This window comes from Kribbella polygonati (assembly GCF_050320105.1).
GTDB lineage: Bacteria > Actinomycetota > Actinomycetes > Propionibacteriales > Kribbellaceae > Kribbella.
The window spans coordinates 3,311,019-3,323,117 of record NZ_CP190129.1 but is presented as its reverse complement, the minus strand read 5'-3'; the positions used below and the strand labels follow the sequence as shown (position 1 = coordinate 3,323,117).

The 12,099-nt window shown below is 70.0% G+C and carries 10 protein-coding genes and 1 pseudogene; 7 read left to right on the top strand and 4 right to left on the bottom strand.

Annotated elements, in window-relative coordinates; translation table 11 throughout:
• Positions 1–25: 25 nt before the first annotated feature.
• Both ACQHIV_RS15800 and lipA read right to left on the bottom strand, forming a co-directional pair.
• Positions 26–721, bottom strand: coding sequence for a DUF4191 domain-containing protein (locus ACQHIV_RS15800; RefSeq protein ID WP_427894990.1), 696 nt, complete (start codon positions 719–721; stop codon positions 26–28).
• A 17-nt stretch (positions 722–738) separates the two neighbouring features.
• Positions 739–1,677, bottom strand: coding sequence for a lipoyl synthase (lipA, locus tag ACQHIV_RS15795; protein WP_427894988.1), 939 nt, complete (start codon positions 1,675–1,677; stop codon positions 739–741).
• A gap of 56 nt (positions 1,678–1,733) precedes the next feature.
• On the opposite strand from lipA, the gene ACQHIV_RS15790 reads away from it, so the two are divergent.
• The 5 genes from ACQHIV_RS15790 to ACQHIV_RS15770 all read left to right on the top strand — a co-directional run bounded on the left by ACQHIV_RS15790 (position 1,734) and on the right by ACQHIV_RS15770 (position 7,071).
• On the top strand, positions 1,734–3,071 hold the full coding sequence (locus ACQHIV_RS15790) for a sensor histidine kinase (protein ID WP_427894986.1): 1,338 nt from the start codon (positions 1,734–1,736) through the stop codon (positions 3,069–3,071).
• A gap of 4 nt (positions 3,072–3,075) precedes the next feature.
• The gene (locus tag ACQHIV_RS15785) at positions 3,076–3,735 is read left to right on the top strand and encodes a response regulator (protein WP_427894984.1); all 660 of its coding nucleotides are present in this window, start codon (positions 3,076–3,078) and stop codon (positions 3,733–3,735) included.
• A 219-nt stretch (positions 3,736–3,954) separates the two neighbouring features.
• Positions 3,955–4,836: an ABC transporter ATP-binding protein gene (locus ACQHIV_RS15780; protein ID WP_427894982.1), complete on the top strand. Its 882-nt coding sequence runs from the start codon at positions 3,955–3,957 to the stop codon at positions 4,834–4,836.
• The gene (locus ACQHIV_RS15775; RefSeq protein ID WP_427894980.1) at positions 4,833–5,999 is read left to right on the top strand and encodes an ABC transporter permease; all 1,167 of its coding nucleotides are present in this window, start codon (positions 4,833–4,835) and stop codon (positions 5,997–5,999) included. Before ACQHIV_RS15780 ends, ACQHIV_RS15775 begins: the two co-directional genes overlap by 4 nt.
• Positions 6,000–6,108: 109 nt before the next feature.
• Entirely contained in the window at positions 6,109–7,071 is a 963-nt protein-coding gene (locus ACQHIV_RS15770) for a LysR family transcriptional regulator (protein WP_427894978.1), read from the top strand.
• 7 nt (positions 7,072–7,078) lie between these two features.
• On the opposite strand, the gene ACQHIV_RS15765 is transcribed toward ACQHIV_RS15770, so the two are convergent.
• Positions 7,079–8,797 carry a hypothetical protein gene (locus ACQHIV_RS15765; protein WP_427894976.1) on the bottom strand — a complete coding sequence of 573 codons (1,719 nt, stop codon included), beginning with the start codon at positions 8,795–8,797 and terminating at the stop codon, positions 7,079–7,081.
• Between the two features lie 147 nt (positions 8,798–8,944).
• Here ACQHIV_RS15765 and ACQHIV_RS15760 point away from each other — a divergent pair, with 147 nt between their 5' ends.
• Positions 8,945–10,318, top strand: a complete 1,374-nt coding sequence (locus ACQHIV_RS15760; protein WP_427894974.1) for a sulfatase family protein — start codon at positions 8,945–8,947, stop codon at positions 10,316–10,318.
• Here the strand turns inward: ACQHIV_RS15760 and lipB are convergent.
• Entirely contained in the window at positions 10,300–11,016 is a 717-nt protein-coding gene (gene lipB, locus ACQHIV_RS15755) for a lipoyl(octanoyl) transferase LipB (protein WP_427894972.1), read from the bottom strand. The two genes, ACQHIV_RS15760 and lipB, sit on opposite strands and share 19 nt — an antisense overlap.
• 117 nt (positions 11,017–11,133) lie before the next feature.
• Here lipB and ACQHIV_RS15750 point away from each other — a divergent pair.
• Positions 11,134–11,595, top strand: a pseudogene (locus ACQHIV_RS15750) (protein kinase domain-containing protein); the annotation flags it as partial.
• Between the last annotated feature and the right edge of the window lie 504 nt (positions 11,596–12,099).

The following is a 12,099-nucleotide window of genomic DNA, read 5'->3' as shown; positions in this document are numbered from 1 at the left end:
AACATGCCTCTTGGTTACAGTTTGGTCACCGGCCGCGCATGGCCTGGCGGGCGCCCTTCAGGCTCGTCGGCACCGGACCCTTGGGCATCGGCACCTGCGGACGGACCGCGTCCAGCGCCTTCAGCCGCTGCAGCAGGTCGGTGATCTCGGACGGCTGCATGACCGCCGGCAGCTTCATCACGTGCTTGGTGAGCTTGCGGATGTCGATCTCGCCCTCGCCCTTGCCGGCGATGATCTGCGTCACCGGGGCCCCGCCCGCCACCCGGTTGTGCTTCTTCGCCTCGGCGGCCAGCAGGTTCTTCACCCGGCTGGCCTGGCCCTCGCCGACCAGGACGATGCCCGGCCGGCCGACCACCCGGTGCACGATGTCGGAGTTCTTCGTGACCGCGACCGCGGGCGTGACGTTCCAGCCGCGGCGGAGCGTCTGCAGCGCGGACGCGGCCGCACCGGTCTGGCCCTCGATCTGGCTGTACGCCGCCTTCTCGACCTTGCGGCCGAAGATGATCGTGGTGGCCAGGAACGCGAGCGCCACGCCTAGCGGCAGCCAGACCAGCAGCGGCCCGACCACCAGCGCGAGCACGACGAACACCGCGAGGATGCCGAGGAAGATCCCGGCGAGCACCAGTCCGACCTTCGGGTCGGACTTCCTGGTCATCTGGTAGGCCTGCAGGATCTGCTTCAGCCTGCTGGTCTTTTCCTCGGGGGCGTCGTTCTTGGCCATCTCTACCCTGTCCTGTTTTATGCCTGAGCGGCGTTCATCCGTGACTCGACCGCCTGACGGTACAGCCGACCGGCGCGGTACGAGGACCGTACCAGCGGACCGGACATGACACCGGCGAATCCGATCTCCTGCGCCTCGGCGTCGAGCTCGACGAACTCCTCCGGCCGTACCCAGCGCTCGACCGGGTGGTGCCGCACCGAGGGGCGCAGGTACTGCGTGATCGTGATGATCTCGCACCCGGCCGCGTGCAGGTCCTTCAGTGCCTGGCTGACCTCGTCGCGGGTCTCGCCCATGCCGAGGATCAGGTTCGACTTGGTGACCAGGCCGTAGTCGCGGGCCTGGGTGATGACGTCCAGCGAGCGCTCGTAGCGGAAGCCGGGGCGGATCCGGCGGAAGATCCGCGGCACCGTCTCGACGTTGTGCGCGAACACCTCGGGCCGCGACGAGAACACCTCGGCGAGCTGCTCGGGTACGGCGTTGAAGTCCGGCGCGAGCATCTCGACACCGGTGCCCGGGTTCAGCTCGTGGATCTGCCGGATGGTCTCGGCGTACAGCCAGGCGCCGCCGTCGTCCAGGTCGTCGCGAGCGACGCCGGTCACGGTCGCGTACCGCAGGCCCATGGTCCGCACGGACTCGGCGACCCGGCGCGGCTCGTCGCGGTCCAGCGCCTCGGGCTTGCCGGTGTCGATCTGGCAGAAGTCACAGCGCCGGGTGCACTGGTCACCGCCGATCAGGAAGGTCGCCTCGCGGTCCTCCCAGCACTCGAAGATGTTCGGGCAGCCGGCTTCCTGGCACACCGTGTGCAGCTGCTCGGACTTCACGAGCTTCTGCAGCGCCTGGTACTCCGGGCCCATCTTGGCGCGGGTCTTGATCCACTCGGGTTTGCGCTCGATCGGGGTCTCCGCGTTGCGCACCTCGAGCCTGAGCAGTTTCCGTCCTTCTGGGGCGATCGTCACGCGTCCAAGGGTACGCGCCACCGTTCAGCAGCGTTCCACCCGTAGGCTGATGAGCTATGTCCACCGTTGAGCTGCGTTCGGATGCCGAACCGCAGGCGCCACCCGCGTCCGGCAGCGGCGTTCGCGGCTGGACCCGGCCGGCGCCGACGGCGCGCGAGCAGCGGTACGACGTACTGCTCGGTCTCGGGATGGCCGTCGCCGGGGTGTTCGGGACCGAGCTCGCCCGCGGCGGGGCCCCGCAGCACGTCAGCCTGGGCATCGGCGGCGTCGAGCCGTACGTACTGAGCGCGGCGATCGCGCTGCCGCTGTGCTTCCGGCGGCGCTGGCCGGTCCCGGTGATGCTCACGGTCGCGGTGCTGTTCGTGGTGATCGGTGAGCGGTCGATCTTCGCGTTCTCGGGCAATCTCGTCACCCAGTCGGCGCTGTTCATGTCGATCTATGCGGCGGTGGCCTGGTCGCGGGACCGCCGGGTGATGAAGGCCGCGGTCGCGCTGGTCTTCATCGGGATGTTCAGCTGGCTGACGATCAACTTCGTCAAGGCCCTGCAGGCGAACGCGATCGAAGGCCCCAACCACGGGCTGTTCTCGCCGTACGTCTCGAACGTGATCATCACCGTCGCGCTGAACGCCCTGTACTTCTTCGGCGCCTACTTCTGGGGCCGTACGGCGTGGGCCACCGCGCGGCAGCGGTACGAACTGGAACAGCAGGCGACCGAGCTCGCCGCGCAGCAGGAGGCGAACTCCCGGCGCGCGGTGATCGACGAACGGCTGCGGATCTCCCGCGAACTGCACGACGTGGTCGCGCACCACATCAGCAGCATCGGCATCCAGGCCGGCGGCGCCCGCCGGGTGATGGACACCGACCCAGGCGCGGCCAAGAACGCGCTGAACGTGATCGAGGAGTCCAGCCGCAGCGCGGTCAACGAGATGCGCCAGCTGCTCGGCATGCTCCGCGCGGCCGACCCGGACCTCGACGTGAGTACGCCGGACCCGAAGGCGCCGCAGGCGGGCGCGGACCGGCTGCCGGCGCTGATCGCGGAGGCGAACGGGCTCGGCCTGGAGGTCGGGTTCCACCAGATCGGGGCGCCGGTCGAGCTGCCCAAGACGGTCTCGGTGTCGGTGTACCGGATCGCGCAGGAGGCGCTGTCGAACGTCCGCAAGCACTCGACCGCCCGCAGCGCCCATCTCACGCTGCGTTACCTCGGTGACGCGGTGGAGCTGGAGGTGCTGGACGACGGCCGGCCGAAGCACGCACCGGTCGGCAGCCGGCTCGGCCACGTCGGGATCCGCGAGCGGGTGGCGCTGCTCGGCGGCGAGAGCGAGATCGGCCCGCGGCCCGTGGGAGGATTCCGGGTCCGGGTGCGGATCCCGATTGGAGTTGTGGCAGGTGGCTGATGCGATGCGGGTTCTGCTCGTGGACGACCAGGACCTGGTCCGGGCGGGGTTCCGGATGATCCTGTCCGTCGAGCCGGAGATCGAGGTGGTCGGCGAGGCGGCCGACGGCGAGAAGGCGATCGAGCTGGCGCTCGCCCTGCGGCCGGACGTCGTACTGATGGACGTCCAGATGCCTGGGATGGACGGGATCAGCGCGACCCAGCGGATCGTCGCCGAGGACGCCGGGAAGGTCGTGATCCTGACCACGTTCGACCGCGACGACTACCTGTTCGAGTCGCTCGGCGCCGGGGCGAGCGGGTTCCTGCTGAAGAACACCGCGCCCGAGGACCTGGTCGAGGCGATCCAGATCGTGCACTCCGGGCACGCGCTGCTGGCGCCGGAGGTGACGCGGCGGGTGATCAAGCGGTTCACCGGCGGCGGGGAGCGCGTGTACCGGCCGGACCTGCTGGCCGAGCTGACCGAACGCGAACGTGAGGTCCTCGGCCTGATCGCCCGCGGCCTCACCAACACCGAGATCGCCGCCCAGCTCTACGTCGGCGAGGCGACCGTGAAGACCCACGTCTCCCGGGTCCTCCTGAAACTCGGCCTCCGCGACCGCGTCCAGGCGGTCGTCTTCGCGTACGAATGCGGCCTCGTCACCCCGGGGGACGACGCCTCGAGCTGAAGGCCGGACCGCCAGGCCATCACAATGCGCGGTTGCCGCGACCTGCCCCGCCTGGAGCGACCGCAGGCCGCCGATTGTGATGGCCTGCAGGTCCCCCCTGCGAATGACCCGGTCCGTCAGCCCCGCGGCCGACGTGCGCGGAGGGTCGTCGTCACTAGCTTTGTCATCGTCGGGTAGACCAGCCCGGCTGGGGGCTGACCTTGATGGGAACGGTGACACATGCTGAGGGTGAGTGGGCTCACCCGGCGGTTCGGTGATCATCTGGCGCTGGACGACGTGACCTTCGACGTCGTACCGGGACGGATGACCGGGTTCGTCGGGGCCAACGGGGCCGGGAAGACGACGACGATGCGGATCATCCTCGGCGTCCTGGCGGCGACGGCGGGCGAGGTGCGCTGGCAGGACGGACCGCTGTCGCAGAACGTCCGCCGCGACTTCGGGTACATGCCCGAGGAGCGCGGCCTGTACCCGAAGATGAAGATCCGCGACCAGTTGGTGTTCTTCGGCCGGCTGCACGGCCTCGGCCCGGACCGGGCGCTGGAGCGGACGGACCGGCTGCTCGAGCGGCTCGGGCTGGCCGAGCGCGCCACCGACGTACTCGAGACGCTGTCGCTGGGCAACCAGCAGCGGGTGCAGATCGCGGCCGCGCTGGTCCACGAGCCGATTGCGCTGGTCCTCGACGAGCCGTTCAGCGGGCTCGACCCGCTCGCCGTCGACGCGATGGTCGACCTGCTCCGCGACGAGGTCACGCCGGAGGTACCGGTGCTGTTCTCCAGCCACCAGCTCGACCTGGTGGAGCGGCTGTGCGACGACCTCGTCGTCCTGTCCCGCGGCAAGGTGGTCGCGGCGGGTTCGGTCGCGGAGCTGTCCGCCGGGTCCGCGGCGACGTACCGCCTGGTGGTCGAGGGCGACGCCGGCTGGCTGCGGGACCTGCGCGGGATCGAGGTGCGTGACGTGGCCGGCGGTACGGCGCTGTTCGACGTACTGGATGCCGAGCTGGAGCAGAAGATCCTTCAAGAGGCGATCAGCCGCGGCCGGGTGCTGGAGTTCGGGCCGGAACGGGTGGCGCTGAGCGACGTCTTCCGGGAGGCGACCCGATGAACGCACTCGACAGGCCGTGGGTGCTGATCGCCGAACGCGAGATCAGCACGAAGCTGCGGGACAAGACGTTCGTCGGCTCGACCGTCGTGATGCTGCTGATCGTGATGGCCGCGACGATCCTGCCGGCGGTCCTGATCGGCAAGGGGAGCGCGTCGAAGATCGGCGTCGTCGACGACGCGGCCGCCAAGGTGGTGCGGCAGGCGTCGACAACGGTCGGCGGCAAGGGGTACGACGTCGTCCGGCTGTCCGACCGCCCTGCCGCCGAGAAGGCCGTCACCGACGGCGACGTGAAGGCGGCGCTGCTGCCAGGCACCGACGGGTACGTCGTACTCGGCAAGGACCAGGTGGACAGCGGCATCGAGAGCGCGCTGCGGGAGGCCGCGGCGACGGTCGGTACGGCGGCCAACGCGGCGAAGGCCGGGCTCACCCCGGCCGAACTGCACGCCGGTACGAAGGTCGAGGTCAGCCTGCTGAAGCCCGGCCCGCTGCCGGATCTGGTGTCGCACTTCGTCAACATCGGGCTCGCGCTGGTGTTCTACATGACCGCGCTCGGGTTCGGCATGATGATCGCGCAGAGCGTCGTACAGGAGAAGGAGAGCCGGGTCGTCGAGATCCTCGCCGCCGCCGTGCCGATCCGGGCGCTGCTGTGGGGCAAGGTGCTCGGCAACACGGTGCTGGCGCTCGCGCAGATCGTGGTGATCGCCGGAGCTTCGCTGATCGGACTGCTCGCCACCGACCAGGCCGCCGTACTCGAGGTGGTCGCGCCGGTCGCCGGGTGGTTCGTGGTGTTCTTCGTGCTCGGGTTCGTCGCGCTGGCCGGGCTGTGGGCGGTCGCCGGCTCGCTCGCGACGCGGCAGGAGGACCTCGGGTCGACCACGCTGCCCGGGCAGATGATCCTGATGGTCCCGTTCTTCTTCTCGGTGTTCGCCGGTACGTCGGCGAAGACGATCGCGTCGTTCGTCCCGATCGCGTCGTCGATGTCGATGCCGGGGCGGATGCTCACCGAGGACGTGCCGCTCTGGCAGCCGCTGGCCTCGATCGCCCTGTTGCTGCTGGCGACCGTACTGATCGTCCGGGTCGGTGCCCGGCTGTACGAACGGACGCTGCTGCAGACCGGCCGCCGGCTCGGTTACCGGGAGGCGTTGGCCCTCAAGATGTCGTAGCTCATCGTCACAACCGGGTCCGGCGTTACAGGGGAGGACCCGGCTGTGACGAAACCGCAATGTAGGGCGCCTGTGAGCTGTGCGTAGACCTCGACTACGGTCTCAACGCATGAACGTCGAGCTGCGCCATCTACGGGTGGTGGTCCTGGTGGCAGAAGCGGGGTCCGTCGGCCGGGCCGCCCGCTGGCTCAAGGTCAGCCAGCCGAGCCTGACCGCGCAGCTGAAGCGGATCGAGGCCGCGTTCGGGGGAGAGCTCTTCGAACGCTCGCGCACCGGCGTCACGCCGACCCCGCTCGGGCGGTACGCTGTCGACCGCGCGCGGGCGATCCTGGTCGACGTCGACCACCTGTCCGCGACCGTGTCCGCGATGACCGCGGTCGAGTCGTCCGCGGTCCGGCTCGGCGGGTTCCCGACCGCGCCGATGTCCGGGATCGCGTCCCGGCTCCGCGAGCACGGCGAGATCGAACAGGTCAGCATCGAGGTCGAGTGGTCGTCGAGCGTCTTGCTGCAGCAGCTGGAGAGCGGGCGGCTGGACTTCGCGCTGCTGCGGGAGTTCCCCGGGTTCGAGCTGCGGCTGCCGTCCGGCGTCGAGTCGACCACGGTGGTCGAGTCGGAGTCGGCGTACGTCGCGCTGTCCGCGGACCACCCGGTCGCCGTCCGGACGCGCGGCGAGATCGACCTCGCGGCGCTCTGCGACGAGGAGTGGATCGGGGAGCCGCCGGACGACAGCGGGTTCCATGTGCTGTTCCGGGCGGCCTGCGAGGCGGCCGGGTTCCAGCCGCGGGTGGAACATCACTCGGTCGACACGTCGGTGCTGATGGGGTTCGTCACCAGCGGGCAGGGCGTGGCGCTGATCTCGCCCACGTCATACCGGATGCTGTCCTCGGACGTCACCACGCGGACACTGGTCGGGGACCCGATCCACCGGAAGCTGGTGCTTGCCTGGAGCACGGACTCACCACGGGCACAGATGGCCGGCGAAGTGCTGGAGATGGCGAGTACGGCGTACTCGGAGGCAATCACGGAGCATGCGCGGCGGGGGGAACACCCGCAGCGCATGCACGTCGCGTAGGTAGTACCTAGGCCGGCTTGACGGCCGGATTCTCGAACGCACTCAGAAAGAACTCCCCGGTGTCCTCCGGGTCCTCCATCCGCTCCCGATACTGCGACCCCACCTGCTCCTTAGGCATCACCCTCGAAGCCAAACCCCCCACCCGCTCCTCACCACCCGCCGGCTTGTCTTCCACCGGCTTACCCTCCACCGCCGCACCACCCGCCGGCTTGTCGTCCACCGGCCGGTTTCCCGCCGCACTACCCGCTGGCGTGTCCTCCACCGGCTGGTTGCCGACCGCCGCGCTACCCGTCGGCTTGTCCTCCACCGGCCGGTTGCCCGCCGCCGCAGCACCCGCAGCCTTCGTCTCGCCACCCGCCGACTCCGCCGCAGCCCCGGCCTGGTCCGCAGCAGACTCCCGGACCACCTCTGCCTCTGCTCCCGCAGCCGCTCCTGCCTCCGGAGCCGCTCCTGCACCCCGAGCCTGGTCTGCCACCTGAGCGGGCGTCCCCGCCACCGCCTCCTGCTGCGCAGCAGCCTCCTTCGCCTGTGCTGGTAGCGTCGGCTCGCCGTCCTGCTCCACCTTCGGCTGCCCACCCGAGGGGGCTACCTCGGCCACGGGAGCCACCCCCGCCACGGGTGCTGCCTCCTGCTGCGCGGCAGCGTCCTGCACCTGTGCGGGTTGCGTCGGCTCGCCGTCCTGCCCCACCTTCGGCTGCCCACCCGCGGGAGCTACCTCCGCCACCGGAGCGGCCTCCGCGACCGGAGCGGCGTCCGCGACCGGAGCCGCGTCCGCGACCGGAGCCGCGTCCGCGACCGGAGCCGCCTCCGCCGCCGGCTCCTGCTGCGCGGCAGCAGCTTCCTGCGCTTGCGCAGGTTGCGTCGGCTCGTCGTCTCGCCGGCCGTTCGCCTCCGCACCCTCCGGCGCAGCTGCCTCCGCCGCACCCACCGGCGTCTGCGGCTCCTCGTGCTGCCCGGGAACCGGAGCCGCCGGCCCCTCGTGCTGCTCGGCCGCAGGCTCCTCCTGCGCCGCCTCCGCCGCCGGGGCGGCGGCTACGGCTGTCTGCTCGTCGGACTGGTTGCTCTCGGCATCGGCGGCCGGGAACTGCCGCGTCTGCTCGAACCCCGCACCCGCCCCCACCGGGAACTGCCGCGTCTGCTCGTCCGCCTGGTTCCGCGGCTGTACCGGCTCCGGCTCGTCGAACAGGTCGTCGTACGAACTGTGCGGCTGATACGGCACCGGCTCCTGATAGGTGCCCCCGGCAACCGGATACACAGCGGCGACGTCCGCCTCCTGCTGCGCCTGCGCCGCCTCCTGCTCGCGCTGCGCCCGCTCGGCCTCGACCCGGTCCCGGCGCCGCCGCTGCACCCCGCGGACGATCAGCTGGATCGAGTACACCAGCGAGATCACCCCGAGCACCGGCACGACGCCGTTCAGCGTGTACTGCTTCGACCCCTCGATCATCCCGTTGGTCACACCCGGGACACCGTTCAGGAAGTTCGTGGTCCGGTTCGGGATCCACAGCCAGCAGTAGACCAGGGTGCCGAACGCGACGAACGCCCCGAGCGCACCGGCGCCGGAGAAGTACGAAACGACGGCCCAGAAGACGAGCGCGCCGATGCCGAAGGCCAGCGCCATCCCCTTAGCGTTCAGCTCGATACCACCCGGCGCCGCGAGCACCCCGAACACGGCCGGTCCGGCCAGAGCAACGGCTACGCCGAGCAAGAACCCAAGAAATTTGGACACAACCCCAAGGTAGCGACGAACAGCCGTCACACCCCGCAGACACTTCGGCACACACCCTGTCCGCTGAGACGCCTCTGGTGCAACGCCTGGCTGGTGAGTTGAGATGGCTACTCGACCAGGCCGTACGTCTCTCGAGAGGATGAGCCCTTGCCCGCTCCGAACATCCTGCTGATCGTGTCCGACGACCACGGCTACGCCGACCGCGGCGGGCTCGGCGTACATCCCGACGTAAAGACACCGGCCCTGGACCGGCTGGCGGCCGAGGGCGTGACCTGCACCGACGCTTACGTGACAGCACCGATCTGCAGCCCGTCGCGGGCGTCGATCATCTCCGGCCGCTACCAGCAGCGATGGGGCGGCCAATGGTTCGACTCGGCCGCCTTCCCACCGGACGACGTACCGACGCTGGCCGAAGTGCTCCGCGGCCAGGGCTACCGCACCGGCTACTTCGGCAAGGTGCACTACGGCAAGGAAGACGTGGGGGACAGGGCGTGCCCACCACACCATGGCTTCGAGGAGACGCTCTACGGCTTGGCAGGGCAGTCGTTCGGGCGGTTGAACTACCTGCACCACTCTGACGACGCAGTGGAGTCGTACGGGCAGCCCGCGGCGCACCACATGGCTGTGCAGCCGTTGCTGTCCGGTGACGAGCCTGTTGAGCACGAGGGCTTCCTGACCGCAGAGTTCGGCCGCCGTGCAGCAGACTTCATGACCGCCGAGGACGAACGCCCGTACTTCTGCATGGTCGCGTTCAACGCCGTACACAACTTCTGCTGGCAGCTGCCGGAGTCCGAGCTGAACACCCGCGGCCTGCCCGCGTTCCGCGACTGGTCGCCGGAGGCGGACGGCCCGTTCATGGAGTGGTACGACGACGTGATCGTGCCGAACCTCCCGCACGGCCGCGAGTACTACCTGGCCCAGCTGGAGCTGATGGACGCCGAGATCGGCCGGCTGCTCGACGCGGCCGGCGACGACACGATCGTCGTGTACGTGACGGACAACGGCGGGTCGACCTGCAACTTCGGCGACAACGCTCCGCTGCGCGGGACGAAGTACACGCTCTGGGACGGCGGCATCCGCATCCCGATGCTCTGGCGCTGGCCGGGCCACCTGCCGGCGGGTCGTCGTACGGACGCACTCCTCAGCACCCTCGACCTGGTACCGACGCTCGCGGCAGCGGCCGGAGCAACGGTCGACGGTACGGACGGTGTCGACATCCTGCCCGTGCTGACCGGGACGGTCGACGTGGCCCACGAGAACCTGCACTGGGACTGCGGGTTCCAGTGGGCGGTCCGGTCCGGCGACTGGAAGCTCAGCTGGGTCGATGACAACGAGAACACGCGGCACCTGCGCGACTACGAGCACGCGCCGATGGGGGAGGGCTGGTTCCTCGCGAACCTGGCCGACGACATCGGCGAACAGCAGAACGAGCTGTCAGCGCAACCGGAGATCGCCGCCAAGTTGCGCGCGCTGCACGCCGACTGGCGCACGGCCGTGGGGCTTCAGACCGTCAACCCGTAGGTGATCGCGGTCGGCGGCTCCTCGTGGTGGTCGATGTCCGGGCTGCGCTCGTACTCGTTCCACGCGAGGAGCTCGTCGAGATGCCGCCGTACCGGCTCGAGCACCTCGGCGATCGTCACCTCACGACCGAGTTCCTTGGACAGCGTGGTCACGTCCGCGTCGGAGATCCCGCACGGCACGATCCGGTCGAACCAGGCCAGGTCGTTGTTGCAGTTCAACGCGAACCCGTGCATGGTCACGCCCTGCGCGACCCGGATCCCGATCGCGGCGATCTTCCGCTCCCGCCCGCGCTCATCAGCGGCGACCCACACGCCGCTGCGTCCCTTGACCCGCCCGGTCCGCACACCGAGTTCCGCGCAGACCGCGATCAGGGCCTCTTCGAGCCGGCGGACGTAGTCCACGACGTACACATGTGAGGCGAGCTTCACGATCGGATACCCGACCAGCTGCCCGGGGCCGTGCCAGGTGATCTTGCCGCCACGGTCCACATCGACGACCGGTGTCCCGTCCAGCGGCCGCTCGTGCGGCTCGGTGCGCTTACCGGCCGTGTAGACCGGCGGGTGCTCCAGCAGAATCACCGTGCCGCTGTCGGCGCCCTCGGCAACCTGCGCATGCAGCCTCCGCTGCTCGGCCCAAGCAGCCTCGTACTCCACCGCTTCCGCGCCGAACCCAGCCTCCACGTACCTGATCGCACTCACTCTTCCGAGTGTAGGTCCCGCTGACTCGAGCCAACCGCGGGGTACGTTCCCGCCGGACGGGTGGGGGCTGTGGATAACTTCCGCGGGGGTGTTCGCGATCGGTGCATCCTCTTGGACATGGATCTCGCAAACCTGGCCGGCTACAGCCTGCGCCGGCAGCTGGGCTCCGGATCCGCCGGCACCGTCTGGCAGGTCCGGGACCGCGCAACCGGCCGCAACGCCGTGCTCAAACACATCCCCGCCGGCACCCTGTCCGACACCCACCGCGTCCGCGAGGACCTCACCAAACTCACCCGCCTCCGCCACCCCCACATCGCCCGCCTGACGGAGTTCCACGAAACCGACACCGGCTGGATCCTGATCAGCCAGCACCTCGCCGCAGGCACCCTGACCGCCCTCCTCACCCGCCGCGGCCCCCTCACCAAAGGCGAACTGGTCACCCTGCTCACCCCGCTGGCCTCAGCCCTCACCTACCTCCACGACTACGGCCTCACCCACGGCTCCATCACCCCGAACAACATCATGTTCGACGCCGACGGCCGCCCCATCCTCACCGACCCGACCCTCCGCCACTCCACCCCCGAAGCCGACGCCCAAGCCCTCGCAACCCTGGCCCACCAAGTCGGCGCAGACCCCCACCTCTTCACCCCCACCCCACTCCTCACCGCCATCCCCACCCGCCTCCTGACCCTCTCCCAACCCGAACCCATAGAACTAGCCATCCCCCCAGAAGGCCTCCTCCCACCCACCCTCCCCACCCCAAGCCCCCACTCCCCACCCACAACCCCACCCCAAGCCCGCCCAACTCCCACTCCGCCCCAAGCCCACCACCCCACCCACCCCCAACCACCCAACTCAACCCCCGCAAACACCCCCACCAGCGCCCCGGCAACCATCCCAACCCCGCCAGCCCCCAACTCCACCCCCGCCGCCAACCCAACCCAGCAAGCGCCCAACTCCACTCCCGCCCGCAACCCCGCGCCGAACTCCGCGCCGAACTCCGCGCCGAACTCCGCGCCGAACTCCGCGCAGCACCCGGCCGAGCCCACCCACGTAACCGACCCGGCGACGAACGCAGTGCGG

Bases quoted from the DNA above. Each gene is read 5' to 3' on its own strand.
- ACQHIV_RS15775 (WP_427894980.1), top strand. From the start codon at position 4,833: ATGAACGCACTCGACAGGCCGTGGGTGCTGATCGCCGAACGCGAGATC.
- ACQHIV_RS15785 (WP_427894984.1), top strand. From the start codon at position 3,076: ATGCGGGTTCTGCTCGTGGACGACCAGGACCTGGTCCGGGCGGGGTTC.
- ACQHIV_RS15780 (WP_427894982.1), top strand. From the start codon at position 3,955: ATGCTGAGGGTGAGTGGGCTCACCCGGCGGTTCGGTGATCATCTGGCG.
- ACQHIV_RS15770 (WP_427894978.1), top strand. From the start codon at position 6,109: ATGAACGTCGAGCTGCGCCATCTACGGGTGGTGGTCCTGGTGGCAGAA.
- ACQHIV_RS15790 (WP_427894986.1), top strand. From the start codon at position 1,734: ATGTCCACCGTTGAGCTGCGTTCGGATGCCGAACCGCAGGCGCCACCC.
- ACQHIV_RS15800 (WP_427894990.1), bottom strand. From the start codon at position 721: ATGGCCAAGAACGACGCCCCCGAGGAAAAGACCAGCAGGCTGAAGCAG.